14 protein-coding genes are annotated in these 19821 nt (G+C 45.0%); 1 reads left to right on the top strand and 13 read right to left on the bottom strand.

Going from position 1 to position 19821, the window contains the following annotated elements; translation table 11 throughout:
- Positions 1-285: 285 nt before the first annotated feature.
- From narI to CKV62_RS01190, 5 genes are all read right to left on the bottom strand, one after another.
- Complete coding sequence (narI, locus tag CKV62_RS01210) at positions 286-957, bottom strand: respiratory nitrate reductase subunit gamma (RefSeq protein ID WP_095065033.1); 672 nt, start codon at positions 955-957, stop codon at positions 286-288.
- Positions 954-1478 (bottom strand): nitrate reductase molybdenum cofactor assembly chaperone, encoded by a 525-nt coding sequence (gene narJ / locus CKV62_RS01205; protein WP_095065031.1) that lies wholly within the window; start codon positions 1476-1478, stop codon positions 954-956. Before narJ ends, narI begins: the two co-directional genes overlap by 4 nt.
- Positions 1471-2904 (bottom strand): nitrate reductase subunit beta, encoded by a 1434-nt coding sequence (gene narH, locus CKV62_RS01200; RefSeq protein WP_095065029.1) that lies wholly within the window; start codon positions 2902-2904, stop codon positions 1471-1473. Before narH ends, narJ begins: the two co-directional genes overlap by 8 nt.
- Positions 2894-6571 (bottom strand): nitrate reductase subunit alpha, encoded by a 3678-nt coding sequence (locus tag CKV62_RS01195; RefSeq protein ID WP_095065027.1) that lies wholly within the window; start codon positions 6569-6571, stop codon positions 2894-2896. Before CKV62_RS01195 ends, narH begins: the two co-directional genes overlap by 11 nt.
- Positions 6572-6641: 70 nt before the next feature.
- Positions 6642-7328 carry a Crp/Fnr family transcriptional regulator gene (locus CKV62_RS01190; protein WP_095065025.1) on the bottom strand — a complete coding sequence of 229 codons (687 nt, stop codon included), beginning with the start codon at positions 7326-7328 and terminating at the stop codon, positions 6642-6644.
- Positions 7329-7630: 302 nt separating this feature from the next.
- On the opposite strand from CKV62_RS01190, the gene CKV62_RS01185 reads away from it, so the two are divergent.
- Positions 7631-8968 carry an MFS transporter gene (locus tag CKV62_RS01185; protein WP_095065024.1) on the top strand — a complete coding sequence of 446 codons (1338 nt, stop codon included), beginning with the start codon at positions 7631-7633 and terminating at the stop codon, positions 8966-8968.
- Positions 8969-9258: 290 nt separating this feature from the next.
- Here CKV62_RS01185 and CKV62_RS01175 read toward each other — a convergent pair whose 3' ends face one another.
- The 8 genes from CKV62_RS01175 to CKV62_RS01140 form a co-directional block, all read right to left on the bottom strand.
- Entirely contained in the window at positions 9259-10065 is an 807-nt protein-coding gene (locus CKV62_RS01175) for a transposase (RefSeq protein ID WP_095065020.1), read from the bottom strand.
- 62 nt (positions 10066-10127) lie between these two features.
- Positions 10128-10640 (bottom strand): transposase, encoded by a 513-nt coding sequence (locus CKV62_RS01170; RefSeq protein WP_231968396.1) that lies wholly within the window; start codon positions 10638-10640, stop codon positions 10128-10130.
- A 287-nt stretch (positions 10641-10927) separates the two neighbouring features.
- Positions 10928-11659, bottom strand: coding sequence for a hydrogen peroxide-dependent heme synthase (hemQ, locus tag CKV62_RS01165; RefSeq protein WP_095065017.1), 732 nt, complete (start codon positions 11657-11659; stop codon positions 10928-10930).
- A gap of 46 nt (positions 11660-11705) precedes the next feature.
- Positions 11706-13331 (bottom strand): protoporphyrinogen oxidase, encoded by a 1626-nt coding sequence (hemG, locus tag CKV62_RS01160; protein ID WP_095065015.1) that lies wholly within the window; start codon positions 13329-13331, stop codon positions 11706-11708.
- Positions 13328-14242, bottom strand: coding sequence for a ferrochelatase (hemH, locus tag CKV62_RS01155; protein ID WP_095066685.1), 915 nt, complete (start codon positions 14240-14242; stop codon positions 13328-13330). The genes hemG and hemH overlap by 4 nt, the downstream gene beginning before the upstream one ends.
- Before the next feature lie 8 nt (positions 14243-14250).
- Complete coding sequence (gene hemE / locus CKV62_RS01150) at positions 14251-15294, bottom strand: uroporphyrinogen decarboxylase (protein ID WP_095065013.1); 1044 nt, start codon at positions 15292-15294, stop codon at positions 14251-14253.
- A gap of 179 nt (positions 15295-15473) precedes the next feature.
- On the bottom strand, positions 15474-18350 hold the full coding sequence (locus CKV62_RS01145; RefSeq protein WP_095065011.1) for an ATP-binding protein: 2877 nt from the start codon (positions 18348-18350) through the stop codon (positions 15474-15476).
- Complete coding sequence (locus CKV62_RS01140) at positions 18340-19611, bottom strand: metallophosphoesterase family protein (RefSeq protein WP_095065009.1); 1272 nt, start codon at positions 19609-19611, stop codon at positions 18340-18342. Before CKV62_RS01140 ends, CKV62_RS01145 begins: the two co-directional genes overlap by 11 nt.
- Between the last annotated feature and the right edge of the window lie 210 nt (positions 19612-19821).

Raw genomic sequence — 19821 nt, 5'->3', positions numbered from 1 at the left:
TCATAAATAAGAACCGGGATAACGCACCATGAAAATTTGATGAACATTAATTTGTATAATCATTATCATCTTTAACATCAAAATAATAACAATTTTCATTATAATAGTAAAGAAAATTTATATATCAATCTTACAATCAATCATGCCTTATATAGATAGATCATGAACAAAAAAAGATCTTTACAACGGCAAAAGCGGAGCTTTCATCATCATAAAGATCTTTAATAAAAATTGATGTGCCCTATTCATAGACAGGAACATACAAATTAAACATCATCCTATTATTTATTTGTAATCCCGTTTTCGATAAACGATAAACGGACGGGTCAAGTAGTTGAGCGGAACACTCAAGCAGTGTACCAGCCGACTGAACGGGAAGATAATCGCCACAACCATCCACGCCAACATATGGAACTTGAACATAAACGGCACACCTTCCATCAGGGACGGATCCGGCATAAAGGATAGTAAGCTGCGGAACCAGGGACCGATGGATACGCGATAATCAAAGAAGCCGGATGCATTAAGCAATGTACCCGCCATGCCGCTGAAGATAGCTAAAGTGAGGAACAGATATAACCATTTATCAAGACGAGATGTGTTGACCTTCATTGCGGGAACCGTAAAACGGCGCTTCATCAGGAGTAAAAACCCGACGATGAAAATAACTCCGGCTACAGCACCCAAATACAACGCCCCTTCATGGTACATATGGTCATCAATACCGATAGCGGCGGTCCACGCTTTAGGTACCAATACCCCCACTATGTGCCCACCGATAACGCAGAGCAAACCGAAGTGAAACAGCGGATTTGCGATGCGCAACTGTTTTTTCTCTAAGAATTCACTAGATTTTGTAGTCCAGTTTCTTTCAAAATAAAAGAAACGGACAAGCGTGCCTACGATTAAGAAGGTAAACGCAATATATGGCAAAGCGCCCCATAAAAATTGATTCATCGTGCACTGTCCTCCAATCCATTCGCAACCGACAATATGATATCAAATAAGAAAGCATAGGTCAGTTTTGCTTCGATCAATCGCTCCCGAATGTACTCTAATTTCGGCTTGCAGTAATCATATACCTCACGCGCTTTATCCGGTTCGATAACGGCGCAAAGTTCTAAAATAGCCGGAATATAATCGGGCATTTCCTTTGGCAAGTCAAAACCGTTTTCGAGGAAAAAAGCTTTGTATTTAACGAGTTCTTCCGCCTGTTCCCCTGTACCTTGCACCTCGTAGGACGACAGATACATCGTCGTATTCCGACTGAAGTCAAAGGTCCGCACATATTGATCTTCAAAAGCCTTACGGTCCGATTCCTCAATATAATCGAAGAACTCCAACAAACCCTGGCGAAGTTGAGGGTGCTCAACGGATTGAGCATCCTCCCTCCATTCGCCTAATTCGTTATACCAGGTTTCATCGGGATAGCGAAGCAAAAAAGAAGCAATGAGAGCTATTTTTTGTGCATCATCCATTATGACAACCCCCTGTCGGACATGCAAAACCACGTTGTTGTTGCATTTCTAAGCGACCTTCTCGGGATACCTTGACATCGGACGGAATGACAAAGCGATCATTATATTTGGACAATGCCAGCAATTTATACATAGCATACATTTGCTCTTCCGTAAGATCCACCTCGTGAGCAATAGGTTCCGCTTCGATTTCACGACGGCGCATGTATTCGCGCATATCGAGAATGCGTTGTAACACGCGAGCCAAAATTTCCGTATTGCCGGCGGTAAACATATTCGCCAGATATTGTACAGGTACGCGCATTTCATGTGCATCCGGCAAGTATACATCGGATGTAACACGTTGCAAAATCGGGCTGAGCGGCGGCACATACCAAACCATCGGCAATGTACGATACTCAGGATGCAACGGTAATGCTACGCCCCATTCTTTTACAAGTCTATAAACAGGGGACTTCTGAGCTGCCTTCAGGAATGCTTCGGAGATACCTTCTGCGCGAGCAGCTTTAATAATCTCCGGATCATGAGGGTCCAAGATCAAATCTACCGTATTTTGGTAGATACCCTGTTCATCCCTTGTAGATGCCATTTCTTCCACCTTGTCCATATCATACAGCACAACGCCCACATAACGCATGCGTCCAACGCATGTTTCCGCACAGATCTGAGGTAGACCGTTTTCCAGACGTGGATAACAGAATACACATTTTTCAGCTTTGTTTGTTTCCCAATTATAGAAAATTTTCTTATACGGGCAGGATGGAACACAATGTCTCCAGCCGCGACATACGTCCTGCGATACGAGAACGACACCGTCTTCATCGCGCTTGTAAATAGCGCCGGACGGACATGCAGCCACACAGGACGGATTCAGACAATGATTACAAAGGCGCGGCAAATAACGCATGAACACTTCCTCATAATCAAATACGATATCTTCGCCCATTTTCGTGAGGTTTACGTCTTCACGAGCATGATGGCCACCGGCCAAATCATCATCCCAGTTCGGGCCCCAGGTAACCTCCATTTTCTGTTTTGTTACAAGAGAACGGGGGCGTGCAACCGGTTGATTGTTTTTACGACCGGAGTGAATCAATGTTTCATAGTCATATGTCCACGGCTCAAAATAATCCTTCAATTCAGGTTGTTCAGGATGATAGAACAACTTCATCAGACGGGAACCTTTAGAGCCTGTAGAAAGTGCCAGCTTACCGCTCTTGTCGATAATCCAGCCGCCTTTCCACTTCTCCTGATTTTCCCAGTTACGCGGATACCCTACGCCTGGGCGGGTTTCCACGTTATTAAAGTACATATATTCCGCGCCTTCGCGGTTCGTCCACGTATTTTTACAAGTGATGGAGCATGTGTGACAGCCTAGACACTTGTCCAAATTTAGGACCATGGATACTTGAGCTTTAATCTTCAAGCCAATCCACCTCCTTCAATTTACGAGCCACAATCGTCATATCACGTTGGTTACCGGTAGGGCCGTAGTAGTTAAAACCATAGCTCAATTGACCATAACCGCCGATCATGTGGGTCGGCTTCATATGAATATGTGTCGGCGCATTGTGCGTACCACCACGACGATCTTTCTTAACCTGTGTACCGGGAACGTTGATATGACGGTCCTGGGAATGGTGCATATAGGAAATACCGCGAGGAATACGAGGGGACACAACTGCACGAGCAGCTACTACACCGTTTTTGTTGAAAGCTTCCACCCAGTCGTTATCTTTTACGCCGATTTCAGCCGCATCATCTTCGTTGAGCCAAATGGTTTGACCGCCGCGGAACAATGTCAACATTTGTTGGCTATCGAAATACATACTGTGAGTAGACCACTTATGATGTGGTGTTAAGTATTTCAATGTAATTTCCGGTATACCTTCAATGGAATAATCCTTTTGGACAGGTTTATAGGATAAGACAGGTTTATACAATGCCATGGCTTCACCGTAATCGCGCATCATTTCATGATCGCAATAGAAGGATTGGCGACCGGTTACGGTACGGAACGGTACCTTATCTTCCGTAGATGTTGTAAATGGAGAATAACGACGATTTTTATCGTTCTTACCGGTACTTGTTACAGAACTGATGATAAAGCGCGGTTGACGAACCATATCATCAAAGGTAATTTTTTCCTGTTCGCGACCCTTTGCATTCTTTTCAAGACCGGAAAGACCCGTTTTTTCTTCCATCGCCTTCCAGGAGCGAACAGCGAGTTTACCATTTGTACAGGATGACAATGTCAACACCGCATTACAAGCTTCTTTACATTCATAGATACTTGGACGACCATGAGAAACGAATTCAGGATTGTCGATTGTACCATTCTGATCGTACAACGTCTTATATTCGTCGGAAACATCCCACGCCATACCGTGAGCCCCCATCTTATTTTCAATATTAGGCCCCAATGCGATGAATTTTTCAAAGATTTGACCGTAATCGCGTTTTACATGAACGAGGTTCGGCATAGTTTTACCGGGAATCGGTTCACATTCGCCTTTACTCCAGTCGAGCACCTTACCTTCCGGTTGTGCCACTTCACCGGGACTGTCATGACCAAGAGGCACCGCTACAATATCTTCGTATTCCGTAAAACCTGACTCTTTCGCTACGCGAGATACTGTTTCCGCAAGGGTACGGAATGTATCCCAGTCAGATTTAGTTTCCCATGCGCAGTCAACAGCAGCCTGGAATACGTGTACGTATGGATGCATATCCGTAGAGGACAGATCTTCCTTTTCATACCATGTGGCAGCAGGGAATACGATATCTGAATACAGACCTGTAGATGCCATGCGGAAGTCGATATCGATTAAAAGATCGAGCTTACCCGCCCCATCGGCTTCACGCCATTTAATTTCTTCCGGACGTGTAGGAGAATCATCGTCTTCCAATACCGCATTTTTAGTACCCAATAAATGTTTCAAGAAATACTCGTGACCTTTAGAGGAGGAGCCGATAAGGTTCGCACGCCAAACAAATAAATTGCGTGGATGGTTCTCTTTAGCCGCCGGATCTTCTACGCAGAATTGTAATTCTTTGTTTTTCAATGATTGAGCCACATATTGGTTGATTTCAGACTCCGTACCGGCACCGGATGCACGAGCATCGTTAATCAATTGTTGACTGCCTTTGTTGAAAGTAGGATACGATGGCAACCAGCCTAAACGAGCGGCCAACACATTATAGTCACCGGGGTGACGGTAGCGAGGCTTAGCCAATTTAGATACACGATCCGCTAAATCGATACAGTCGGAACGATATTGTTCCGTAGCAAAATAGAACCAGGATGTGCCATTTTGCAAACGGGGCGCCTTGCTCCAGTCATTAGCGGTCATAATACCGCCCCAGCCTTCCACAGGGCGCAATTTTTCCTGTCCTACGTAGTGAGCCCAGCCGCCGCCGTTAACACCTTCTGTACCGCAGAACATGATAAGATTCAAGATTGTGCGGTAAATAATGTCAGCATGATACCAGTGGTTGATACCGCCACCCATGATAATCATGGAACGGCCTTTCGTTTTTTCCGCATTATCGGCAAACTCACGAGCCGTAGCAATAGCGATATCAGCTTTTATGCCTGTGATTTTTTCCTGCCACGTAGGTGTGTAAGGAGTGTCATCAGTATAACTCGTCGCTACTTCACCGCCGATACCACGGTCGATACCGTAGTTAGCGAGAATAAGGTCGTATACGGTTGTTACTTTTACAGGGCCATCTACAGTTTGTATCGTAATGGTAGGGATTGCACGTTCAATAACACCTTCATGTGCCTCGTCACCAAAGTATGGCAATTTAACGATGGTAACATCCTCGCGTTGGTCAAACACGGATAATTGAGGATCAATTTTTGCCCCCGTATCGCGGTTTTCAAGACGCAAGTTCCATTTCTCAGGATGGGTATGACGATCACCCATTGTACCGTTCGGAACAACGATTTCTTTAGTCGTTTCATCGATCAGTACCATCTGGAAGTCAGCGCCTTCCTCTTGACGACCTAAGTCCTTCGCATTCAAGAAGCGACCCGGCTGCACGTTGCCGTTGATTTCTTCAACGCGTACGAGGAACGGCATATCTGTGAACTCTTTTGCATACTCCTTAAAGTATGGCGTTTCTTTATCGATGTAGTATTCTTTTAAGATAACATGCCCCATTGCCATAGCAAGGGCCGCATCAGTGCCGGCTTTCACATTGAGCCATGCATCGGAGGACGTCGTAGATTCCGCATAGTCAGGGGATACGGACACAACCTTCGTACCTTTATAACGAACCTCCGTCAAGAAGTGAGCATCAGGCGTACGAGTCAATGGAACATTGGATCCCCAAGTCATAATATAACCCGCATTATACCAATCACCGGATTCAGGCGTATCAGTCTGTTCACCCCAAACTTGTGGACTGGAAGGCGGCAAATCGGCATACCAGTCATAGAATGATAACGGAGTGCCGCCCATTAAGTTAAGAAAACGGGCACCGGCCGCATAGGACAACATGGACATCGCCGGAATTACGGAAAAGCCCGCATTACGGTCAGGGCCGTATGTTTTTGCAGTATATAATAAGGATGCGGCAGTAATCTCTGTCGCTTCCTCCCATGTGGAACGCACAAAGCCGCCCATACCACGGGCAGATTTATATTTTCTGGCTTTTTCTGGATCCTCTACAATGGATTTCCAGGCTTCGATCGGATTCTTGGCATTCTTTTTCGCTTCTCTCCAAAGCTCAACCAATTCGCCACGCACATACGGATATTTTACGCGCAACGGGCTATAGAGATACCAGGAGAATGTCGCACCGCGAGGGCATCCGCGCGGTTCATAATCTGGCATATCATCCGGCGTTTCAGGATAATCGATAGCCTGATTCTCCCATGCCACCACACCATTCTTAACGTAAATATTCCAGCTGCAGGAACCGGTACAGTTCACACCATGTGTCGTACGGACTACTTTATCGTAGGACCAACGGTCTCGATAAAAATTTTCCCACTCACGACCACCATCCTCTGTAATCTGATGACCGCTTGGAGACACGTCCTTCTTGCGAAGAAACTTAAACTTTTGAGACAACAGGCTCATCTCATGTCCTCCTTCAAAACTACAAAAAATCCCTTGTGCCAGGCATGCCGACACAAGGGAGAAAAGCCAATTATTCGATGTTACTGATGTTCGGATCGATAGTATCGACATCCAAATCAAGCAATCCGATTAATGCATCAAAGTCACAGATAACCAGATGGTGTTTGTCGTAGGCTACATAGCCTAGTCTTCGTAACTCACTGAGCATGCGATTTAAACTTTCTCTTGATGTGGCGGCAAATTCGGCCAGCTCTTGATTAGTCAAGGCAATATCTATAAAGATACCGTCCTCACGCTTAATGCCATAACTATTGGCTAAACGTAACAGGGTAGAATAAAAAGCACCCTTCTTGCCGTATAAAAGCAAATCACGGTACTTCGCCTGCTGGCGGCGCATATGTAATGTATAGATCTTCATCATCGCAATCGCTAACGAATGATCCTTTGCAATAGCCGACTCCAACACATCATAACGTATACAATACACAGAACTGGGTTCTCGTGCAATCGCATTAAACACGTATGTTTTTGTATTCTCCTCATAGAGAGGAATCTCGCCTATTACATTACCAGGGCCTACAAGACGCAGAGCAAATATATGCCCGCTGGCCTCAAATTTTTTTATACTGAATCTACCTTTTAAAACAATATAAAAGTATTCAGCCCTATCCCCCTCATGGAAGAGAAAATCACCTTTTTTTAGATGCACTTCATCCCCCGGCAAAGCAAGCAATTTATCAATTAGATTACGATCCATACTATCACCGCCTACGTACTTCAACATAAATCATTAGAAAAACTAATTCATCCTTCGTAAAAGTACATAATCCGTATACATTCAAGTACACTTAGGATTATTATAACTTATTAATTTAAATATATGTGTGTTTTATATCACATTCATAGTATATTCTACACTATATAATATGTGTGTGATTTAAAGCACATGTTATTAAAGATGATACAATAATTATAACGTAATTCTATTCTGAAAGAGAGTACCTTATTGAATTGGCATTCATCAAACTGTGTAGTTGTTATAGCAAGGAGAAGTTCATTATGAGCGAACTAAAAATGCCTCAAGTAGGCGCTAGCCGCAGTGAAATCGTGGCAAACTGGCAACCGGAGAACCCTGAGTTCTGGGAGAAATTTGGTAAGAAAATCGCGAAACAAAACCTGGTTATCTCCACTATCGCCCTAACCTTATCATTTTGCGTATGGTATTTATGGTCTACCATCGCTGCACAGCTGAACAGCGCGGGATTTAACTTTACAACGGATCAGTTGTTTACATTGGCCGCCTTTCCTGGCCTCGTAGGTGCTACATTACGATTTGTGTACACCTATATGCCGGCATTGGTGGGCGGTAAGAACTGGACATTCTTCTCCACACTTATCTTATTGGTCCCTGTTGTATGGCTCGGCTTTGCCGTGCAGGATACGACGACTTCCTATACCACATTTATGATTTTAACCGCTCTTATCGGTTTAGCGGGCGCCAACTTCTCGTCCTCCATGGCATATATCGGCAACTTCTTTCCTAAATCAGAAAAAGGTACCGCCCTCGGTATCAATGGCGGTATCGGTAACCTCGGTATTTCCGTAATCTACTTCTTGGCTCCATTTGCTATGGGCTCCGCTACACTGGGTAATATCTTCGGTGTAACACCGACTATCATTAAAGGCAATGCGGTATATCTTGCCAATGCAGCGTTCATGTGGATTGTACCGCTCGTAGTTATCCTTGCACTCATGACGCGTTTCATGGATAATCTGCCTCTAGATAAACCGAATCCTAAAAACCTCGTACAGATTTTCGGTAACAAACACACTTGGGCTTTGACTTTACTTTACACATGCTCTTTCGGTGCTTTTTCCGGTTATGCCGCAGCGCTTGGCCTCTTAGTAGGTAAAGAGTTCCCTGAAATTCCATTCGCATCGATTGCATTCGTAGGCCCGCTCGTAGCAGGTGCACTTCGTCCTGTCGGCGGCTGGCTCGCGGATAAGATCAACAGCGGTACAAAAGTTACCTTCATAAGCCTCATCGGTTTATGTGCTACAACGGCATTAATCGCAGTCGGTGTAGACATGCATAACTTTCCGTTCTTCTTTACAATGTCCATATTGACCTTCGTATGTTGCGGTTTTGCAACCGGCGCAACCTTCCGTATGATTCCGCATGTATTCGGCAATCCGTTGCTATCCTCACTTATTACAGGATTTGTAGCGGCCGTAGCTGCATACGGTGCTTTCGTTACACCTAAAATTTTCGGCTTCGTATATTCCACATTCGGCAATATCCATCCGGCCTTCGCCGTATTGCTCGCTTTCAACATCGTGACCGTAGCGGTCTGCTACTGGTTCTATGTGCGCAAGGCGGCAAATATGAATGTATAATTTTTTGAACAGAAAATTTATACGTACTAATACCATATTGAAAATATAATTCACATCAAAAAATTAAATGATAAAAGTTTTTCTGTTCAAAAATATATCCTTCAGCGAGATGAAGAAAGATAATAAAGGGGCTGTAACAGAATGTGGTTTTACCACATTCTAGTTGCAGTCCCTTTACAATATAAGAAATACCCAGAAAATTAGGTTTATAAAATCCTAGATTTTCTTGGTGTTTTTTGTTTTTAGACGCACCTAAATAGGCCATTAGACCTATTTGCATTTTTCTTAGTTTAAGCAGTTCCTTTTACGGTGAATACTGTTGTATGAATTCGTCCTGCTTGTATTCGGTTGTGTAGTTTTGTAAGATAAAATCCCATCGCTAATAGGTACAACATTTTATGTACTTTACCAGTCCCTCGATGTAAAAAACGTCTAAATCCAAGATCCTGTTTTAAGACACCAAATGTACCTTCCACTTGAATGGAGCGGTTAATCCGCAATTGGACACCTGTATCACTAAGCAGTCTACGTTGGTTTTCTGCCAATACGGCATCATAAGCAGGGGTAATCTCAATTCTCTTTATAGGATTTACTGTTGTCTGTTTCGCATACGGTTGACAGTCTTTTTTGTATCCACATCGGTTATAGGATTCACAAATATATACCTTTCGCTCAGATACAAATCCTGTTTTCTTTTTAATGTTACGTGTATAGGCATATTTTAATTGGCGCCCTTTAGCACATATAAACGAATCCTCTTCCGGTATATATTGCATATTACGAGCTTTACCAATATCGGTAGTCCATACCTTAGTCTTTTGTCTTTCATAATACTGTGGTTTTATACAAGATAGATACTGGTTGTGTTTTAACCATGTTAGGTTTTCATGGCTATCATAGCCGGCATCTGCCACTACATATTTGAAATGTTGTGTGTGAAGTCGTTCTAATTGTTGTACAAACGGAATTAATGTATTGGTATCATTAGGATTAGGGAATACACCAACTCCCATAATATATTCAGAATGAACAGCCAATTGTATATTGTAAGCAGGCTTAAGCTGTCCATTACACATATGGTCTTCTTTCATACGCATAAACGTAGCATCAGGATCCGTTTTAGAGTAACTGTTACGTTCCCCCCCATAATATACAATTGCTATTCGTATTCTTTTCGCTTCTCATATAAGGATTCTGCTCGTTCGTACAAACGTTGTAACGGTGTTTTATGCTTGCCTTTCCCTTGTACCAACACCATATGCCGTACTTCAATTTCTTTAGCTAAAAAGGTATATACAAATTCATCGTTCATATAAAATGCATCTAAGCCCAATTCATTCCAGATATCTTGCTTGAGTACAGATAATTTAGTGGGTAACATAGATAGCTTTTTCTCTACAGCTTTACACCATACAAACGTATATTTATTGGCATTAGCTTCTAGCTTGGTCCCATCAATAAATACTTCATTAAAGGTTAGTGTGTCACGTCTCGCAATCGCTTCCATTATCTGCGAAAATAAATTCATGAGTATATCTAGCGCACAATGTGCAAAAAATCGTTGAAACGTCATATGACTGGGGGTAGCATAACCTTGTAGTAGCCACATATAGTTAATATTTTCCTCGCATTGTTGTTGGATCATACGTGTAGAATACACGCCGTTGGACATAGCATAGACAAAAATCTTAAACAGAATGTGCGGTGGAACTTTAGAGTTTGGTATAATTAAATTCATTGGTATGGTTCTTTTTCATACTTAAATTATACCAATGGAATGGGTCCTTCGGGACCCTTTTTCCTTATAAAATACAGAAAAATAGCTATTAGTTGATTGTATATAATCAACTAATAGCTATTTTTAGTAGAAAGGGGGCTGTTTTGTTACAGCCCCTTTATTATCCAAAGATTTCTTCGAAAATACATCGTCAATACTAGTGAATACTTTATCTCCGTATATTATTGGAATATTTCTTCAAACAGCGCGTCGTCAATGATAGTTCCAACGTAGAAGTCGCTGAAGATACCATATCGTGCACTCGCTTCTTCAAAGCGCATATCATACACGATTTTTTTGAATTTTACATCGTCATCGCTGAAGATAGTTATGCCCCATTCCCAGTCATCAAGGCCACAGCCGCCGGTGGTGAATTCGGACAATACATCTAAATATGTTTTTCCGAGTTCGCCATGGGCTTTCATCAAAGCACCTCGGTCACGAGGAGGCAACATGAACCAGTTATCGGCACCTTCGCGTTTTTTGCTCATATTGTAAAAGCAGATATATTTATCACGCGGCACATGAGGATATAATTTCTGATTGACCTCTTCCGTGTCGAGTTTATCCTTAACGTAAGTGCTCACTTCAGTCACGGAGGTATACGAATACGTCTGCACCAATACGCTCGCAATGGCAAGGCGACGGAATGCGCGTTCCACCTGTGCCAAATATTCTAGAGACGGTCCCAAAACCCATAAAATCAGATCACCTTTAGCGCCGTTTACATCATAAAACGCATAACTGCCTTTCTTCGCCTGATGTTTTTCTTCGAGATCTGCCAAAAATGCTTTCAACTCGTTGCGAGCCGCCGTTTTTTCATCCGCCGTGAAGCAGTTCCACGCACTGAAATCCATAGCGAATACCATATGTTGACTATGCCAACCTTCTACTGTAGGGATTGCTTTACCCATTATAATCACTCCTATCGAATAAATAATTCAAACTAAACATAAATTATCAGACTATTTCTTCACTGATACGCTGTACGAGCTCCTTTGCCTGTTTTACGCCATCCGGGATACCGATACCGTCAAATGGTGTGCCGATAAGATATAAATTCGGATAATTCCGAGCCACATGTGCTCGTACGGCTGTAATACCGGCACGATGTCCTACATTGTATTGAGGCATGCAATGAATAAGACGATTGATTTTTACCCATTCAGGTGCAGCTGAAAAACTCATAATGCGTCGGATTTCCGTAACCGCCAATTCTGAAAGCTCATCATCGCTTAATCGTTCCACCATATCATTGCCGGGCTTTCCGATAAAGACGCGCAGCACGATTTTATCATCCGGCGTCGTCTGCGGCCACTTCTGATTCAAAATAGTACATGCCGTAAGCGGTGTATCCGTTTTTCGGGTGATTAAGAGTCCCGAACCATTCAATTCGCCGTCAAATGTGGCTTTATCAAAAGCCATGATGGCAATGGCACAGCTGGACTGCTCCATGGAGCGCAGGTAATCAAATCCGGAATCATCCCGAAACCATTGTTTATAAGCAGCCGGCGGCGTACAAATAATCAAGGCATCCGCAACAACATTTCGGCTCTGAGCGACGCCCTGCGCTCCATCCCTCAGGATTTCAGAAGGAGGTAAGGATAAGGATGAATCTGTGTCCGTATGTAAACACTCACAGCCACATCGTTCCGTTACATATAGCTCATATCGATCGTCATTGCGTTGAATATCATCAACAAACGTATTATTATATAATTTTACATTACCGGGCATAGCCGCTACGATAGCGGTGATAACGCTTTCAAGGCCGCCCGTCAACTGACGGAACATGCCAGATTGAGCGGCTGTGCCTTTACGGGCCTCTATCGTCGACTGATGCGCCGACTTCTTAGCGGACTGATACTTCGCGTATTGACTGTCCGTCATAACACCCTTGCCGGCGCGAGGCACATCGCCTTCCGCGGCGGCTCCCTTAACAGCCTTCGTAACGCCCGCCTTGGAGTGACTCATCTTTGCAGCCATCATTCCTTTGACCATGTTTCCGTATTTTTGTTCCACCTGAATAAAGTGAGGGAACGTGGACAGAAGACTTATCTTATAAATATCTCCACCGTAAATACCCGCCAATAAAGGCTCGATGAGCTTATCCATCATCTCCTGTCCCAAATGATACTTGAAGAAATGACCGATAGACACGTCGCCATTTACATCAAGAGGATAGGGATTTTTGAAATAATCCAATCCGGCCCTCAATTTACCGGGCCACGAAATAAGGGTAGCTTTCACAAAGGGCATGATTTCCGTAGGAATCCCCATGATGGAGCCGCCCGGAATAGGATGGATTCTGCCCTCATCATAGACATAAGCCTGCCCAGTTTCATTGGACACCAAAGTATCCCCCAGCCCCAAATCATATACGAGGTCCGTCATTTCCGTCTTGCGGCCCAAATAGGAATCGGGCCCCAGTTCGACTACAAAATCATCTACGTGCTCAGTTTGAATTTTGCCGCCAAATCGCGACGCCTGTTCATACAGTTCTATATTCCATTCCGGCTTGGCATGACCTAAATAAAAAGCCGCTGTCAACCCCGTAAGTCCACCGCCTATGATTATTACTTTCACAAACGAATCCTTTCTGTTATAGCATCAGCCATAGCTCGTATAAAGCGCACATCATCATCGGGCATCGGAACGCGTCCATATCTGGCGCCGCCGGCCTCGACAAAGCCCCTGCACTCTATATCATTATCATACAACACTTCCACATGATTGCTCACAAAGCCGAACGGTACGAACACGATATGTCTAAAACCGTTCTGTAGTGCTCTTTTAATGGCATTCTGCACCGTAGGCCCCAGCCATTGTCCGTGCGCCCCCGCACTCTGCCACGCCAGAGACCGATGAGGAAGTCCCAGCCGATCGGCAATCCGTTCTGCTCCCGCACGAAGGCTGTCCGCATAACTATCGGCACTCATAGTCTCCCCCACAGGTACGCTATGAGCACTGAAAATAACTGTCGTCTCAGCTTTATCAAATTTATGGGACTGTAAGTATCCCTGAATAGATGTCATCCAATAATCAATGAATGCCGACTGATCCCACCAGTGCCGAATAAATTCACTCGTTACGTGAGGATATTCCGCTACCGCGGCATCGACCCGATGCTCATAAGCACCCGTTCCGAGAGCCGAATAAAACGGCGCCGTCACTATAACTATAATATGACTGACACCGCATTTTACCAAATCCGCAACAGCATCGCCGATAGATGGCTGCATATGAAGATAACCGTTTGCTATCGGCACTGACGGCAACAAATCCTGTAATACATGACATTGCCGTTTCGCCATCGTCGACAGCGACTGATCTGTCCACTGCCCTATAGCATCATAACGATTTATCAAATTCTGTACTTCACAGTCTGTCGGAGTGCGCCCCCGTCGAATGCTCGTCATATACGGAATCAAGTCCTTCTTATCCGACGGGCTGCCATACGACAAAAAGAGCACTCCCACTTGTTTTGAATCTTTCACAATATCCGTCATCCCTCTTGCGCCCACAGTTCCCGGCTGCGTTCATGAACATAGTCCGTCAGCCAATGCAGTTTTTTCGGGTCCGCCTCAGGGAATACGCCATGCCCTAAATTAAAGATATGACGACCGTATCGGATACCGTCCAGCAATATACGGTCCACTTCACGAGCCAATGTCTTTTCATCGGCATATAGATACGCAGGATCCAGATTTCCCTGAATCGTTTGTGTTACGCCCCGCTCATAGGCCATATTGATGCAGCTGCGCCAGTCAAAAGCGATAACATCCAGCGGCAAATGAGACCAGATCGATACGAGATGATCCGTTCCGACACCGTTCATGGCAATCGGCAAGCTGGGATACTTGGCTTTCACCGTCTTGATAATACGCTCCACATGCGGATAAATCCCCTGTTTATACTGCTCCGCATTGACGGCACCGACCCAGGAGTCGAAAATCTGCAATGCATCGGCGCCCGCATCGGCCTGCATAGACAGATACGCAATGGACATATCCGCCAGCTTTGTCATCAGCGCATCCCACACCCGAGGGGCACCGATGAGCATCCCCCGCGTTTTATTATAATTCTTCGTCGGTCCGCCCTCTATGAGATATGAAGCAATAGTGAACGGAGCCCCGCAGAAGCCGATAAGCGGCACATCAAGCATACCCGTTGTGAGCAGTCTGATGGTCTTCGCAATATAGTCCACCTTCGTCGGATCGAACGGATCGAGGCGCTCCACATCCGCCATCGATTGAATCGGCGTAGAGAATACGGGTCCCACCCCGGGCTTGATATCCACATGAATATTCATACCCGTCATGGGACTCATGATGTCTTTATAAAGGATTGCCGCATCAACGCCGTATTCCTTAACGGGCAGTTCCGTGACACGAGCGCATAACTCCGGCTCCTTTGTAATTTCAAACAATGTATATTTCTCTTTTATCTTGCGATATTCCGCCTGACTACGGCCTGCCTGCCGCATATACCACACAGGTGTTACCCCCGGATTTTTACCTTGAATCATATCCAAGTATGCTGTATTCAAGTATTCATCCCCCTTCTGTTTCGCTGTATTGTCTATATACTAGCACAGGCATCCATCCAAAACTATTACTTCGGTTACACTCCGATATAACTTTCAATTTTATGAAAATTCCCTTTGTGAAAGTTCCCTTACAAATTAATTTATATGTACTGCTCAATATATTGCAATAAATCAGATACTTACACTTTGCGCAATTGATGATAGTCGATACCCGCAACGGATTGCGCCATATCATACACGCTGCGTTGACACGTAAAGAGCCAAATCTGTTGATCCGCACCGATATCGGCCAACAATTCCAAAGCCTTTTTCTGCCGCGATTCATCAAATCGAACCAGAATATCATCAAGAATAATCGGCAACGCTTCCACCTGATAGGAAAAAACCTTTGCCAACGCAAGTCGCAACGCCAGATACACCTGATCTCCGAGACCGCTGGACCAGAATTTCAGTTCCAATCGTTCACCATTCGTATTAACCAGTGCTATGCCTTCATTGATACCCATCATATCAATCGTATATTTACCGCCCGTCAGACGCTCCACATAGGACGATGCCAATTCCAGCATATGAGGCTGTTTTTCCTGTTCATACGACTGCTGTGCCCGTTCCATGCAATGACTGATGAGAACCTGCGTAGCCCAGTCTTCCAGAGCATCCTCCAACTGACTCTGCAGCTCCCGGCGTTCCTGTAACGCCTGATGTTGCTCCTGGTCGGATCCGAGCGCCCGCATGGATTCTACAATTCGTCCTCTTTTTTCATAGAGATTGGCCAGTTTTTCCTCAATGGACGTCATTTCCCGTTCCGAGTGAGCTAATTCATCAAGCCAGTTTTCCTTATTGCCTTCATGCAGACGACGGTAAAACAAATCTTTATTTTCCGCATCAGGTGCCAACAAATCGAGCTGCACCTGACTTTGTTTATAAATAGTCTGCCACTGTTTATACTGATCCTCATCGATGAGATGCTGACGGTATTCATTGGAACTATCCATACCCGCCTTATGCAACAACTCTTTCTGACGCAACAGCAGTTCCTTTTCCTTGCGATGCCAGTTGTCGTATTCGTTACGGAAACTTTTGCGCTGCTCTTCCTTTTGCTCCCAACGGATTTTATTTTGCTGAAAGTTCTTGTACTGATTGTATATGCGCTTCAACTCCGTCGGAGACACAGGGGTCTCTACGCCGAGGTTATACCACAAGGTCATGGCCTGATCCTCGATGAGACGCAACCCTTCCTTGTGTTCCTCCAAGCGTTTTTCATAGCCTTCAATAGTCCTTAGCTGCTCCTGATATTGGTCATACTCCTGCTTGAGTCCGAAGAAATCATCTTCACTTAGACTTTTAGCGGCCCCTTGCGGCAACCAGTTTTGCCATGCTTTATAAGATTCGTCATATATGGATTGTAACGTGAGGCCTTCCTGAGTCCATCTGTCCAACGACGCAGCAGCCGAAGAATTGGCTCCGGCCTGCTCTCTGGAGCTTGCCACCTGATCCAGCGCATCAAGCTGATGCTCTACATCGGATTTACGGGATAGCAGGAGCTCCAGCTGATAATTCAACTTAGATGTATCCGTACTTCCGTCATGACGCATCGTCGATGCATACCAGAACAGCCCCATCGATAAAAGAATCAGCACAAATCCGCCTACGGTATATAAGACGGATTCCAACGCCACCAGACCGACCAGGACAAGCAAAACGCCCACGACGGCACCGATGCCGCCGATGCGTTGCAACCACTTCGGCAATTGTGTCTGCTGTAATTCGCCATCATACTCTTCAAGCTTTTCATCTACGAGATCCATCTCCGCCAAAATACGTTGTAATTCAGCTTCCAGGGCTCCTCGTTTTGCAGCATTTTCATCACCGTCATCTGATGTTGATTGATGTTCCAGATGCGCTGATGTATCACCGACTTCAGACGGCTTGCGGTCCTGCCAATGTAACAGCTGGTCTTTAGCCGTACGCAATCGGCTTGCCAATCGTTCACCCTCAGCCCAGTTGACAGTATCCGGCATAGGCTCATCATCGCGCCATGTGGAATATAAGGTGCGGGAAAATTCAAGCTGTTCCTTGACCTTCCGGATGTATGTATCCCCTTCTTCACATTCACTGCGCAACTGCTCCCATTTAGCACCTTGGTGGATAAGATTTTCAATATCTTGCCCATATATACCGAAAGGGCTGTCGGGGCTGAAGTTCTCCGGCATCAAGGACGCTTCCTTTTCCTGCCATAACTTCATATTCTCCCGGGCCCGTCTGATATCTTCATCAATACGCAGAAACTCGTCCCGGCTGAGCGCCAAATCGCTGTTATATTGCTGCATATGCATGCGCGCTTCTTCGCTGCGTCTATATGTATCCCACGCCCGCAACACCACATCAATACCGTCTCGATAATCCTTCCACTCCTGCAACTGACTCTGCAGTTCCGCTTCGGTCTGTTCCGTACTGTGAAACTCCCGCTCCAAGGCTACATACTGAGCCTCATGCTGAGACAACCGACTTAATTTCTGACGGTTTTCTTTCAGTTCATCCATCAGAACATTGATGCGGCGCTTGCCGTTTGAGGACGCAACCAGCAAATCGGTGGCTCCTTTTTCCACATTCTTTACGGCAGAGCCCAAGTTCTCGCCTCCTTCGGCGCCGAAAAATCGTGAACGCACCTCTACCTCGCGCAATACATCGAGGCCTTGCAGATCATCAAGGGTCAATGCGAATATGCGGTTATATGTATTCTTATCGATGCCATGCCACCAATATTGGGACGGCTCCTCATGAATGGCCGGATTTCCCGGGCTGTAAAAGCTCAATTCTTTACCCTTACGGCCGATATAATAGCTTTCACCGTCGCGTTCTATATCAACGGAACCGTTCATGGGGCCGTACGTTTTATGCGTGCCGCCGAAAAGCAGCGTACGAAGCCCCTCCAAAAGGGATGTTTTACCGCTTTCATTCGGACCGTATAAAAGCTGAACCCCATTGGATCCGGCAGTAAGCGACCAGTCCCGATACGGGCCAAATTCATCAAATCGTATGCGTTTAATGTTCATCGTTAGCCCCCATCAACACCGTAACACCTTCCAATTCGCAGCGTTTCAAAGCGCGCTGCAACAATTCATCAGTCAAGAGTTCCGCATAAGGTCCCAACCGTTTAAATTCAGGACGTTCCGCCATGATACGTTGCGCCTCGCCGACACCGCCGGCAGATACCATATCGTCATAGGCACGCAAGTAATCACCGACCACATCGGATAACATACGACGCTGCGCTAAATTAACGGCCGGTCGCGTACTCGGAATCATTCGGTACGGCATGACGAAAACGGATTTTCCGTGTTCTTCCCCTTGCGACTCCTCAAGCCACAACTTGCGTATCGACTCCTGAGCGCAAAGGCGATGTAAAGGTCCCGTACCGGTCAACACAATAGATAATAAAATCGGTTTCTTATACTGTTTGCGTAAATTATCTTTCTTACGGCGCAGGATTTCCATGAAATCAGCTTCATTCTGCATGCCTGCGATATCGATTCTGATTTCTTCAAAACGAATGGCGCAGGTATCGATGAAACGCAGATCACAATGACCGTTATGCGATACGGACACCAGATAGCATCCCTTCGGCCCTACCTCTTTACGATGCAGCCCCTGCGGATTGCCCGCATACACGACCATCGGCTCTTCATTGAGCACCTGTGCTTTATGGATATGACCGAGCGCCCAGTAATCCATGGCAGCCTCCGCCAGATCACCTAAGCTGCACGGACCGATTACATCATGATTTTCCGCACCTTTACTGGATCCCACCGTACCATGCATAACGGCGAGAGAGAATTCATCACGTTCAAACGCACGATACTGATTAGCGAAATTATCGCCTTCATTACCATGTCCACAGCTGATACCGTAAACACCGCCGATTTCTATAGTATTGACGAGCAGCGGAAAACGTTGTACCTGCGTATCGGAAAACACATGCACATTATTCGGCATTTGCAGTTGTGCCTGCCAACTTTCAGCAGGATCATGATTTCCCTGCACCATGTACACAGGAATGCGATGCTCCGCCAATCTGTAAAGGGCACGCACAAATCGCACCTGTGCCTCCAGATTATGATCTTCACTATTATAAATATCGCCGGCAATAACAACGGCGTGAACCTGTTCATCAATCGCTGTATCTACAATATTGTTAAAGGCGGTATACGTCGCCTCACTCACCATGCGATCAACGGTACGACTCATACCGGTCGCATATTGAAAGGGTGCGCCTAAATGCAGATCACCACAGTGTATAAATCGAAACGGCTGCATCTATATTCACTCCTTTGTGTCAGTACCATTAGTCAAAAATTATATATTTACAATATTTTATTATACTATAAAACGATGGATATTAGTTAGAAATAACTATCAATCTCCTCATATAAAAAATGCATTCCTGCACATTTGTTAACTATTTCATTTATAAAGTTGACAAATGTATCCGTAAAAGTTTACAATCAAATTGTCAATATTTTACGA

Origin of the sequence: Veillonella rodentium (assembly GCF_900187285.1) — a bacterium.
In the GTDB taxonomy this organism is placed as follows: Bacteria; Bacillota; Negativicutes; order Veillonellales; family Veillonellaceae; genus Veillonella; species Veillonella rodentium.
This window is presented reverse-complemented; position numbering and strand designations above follow the sequence as displayed.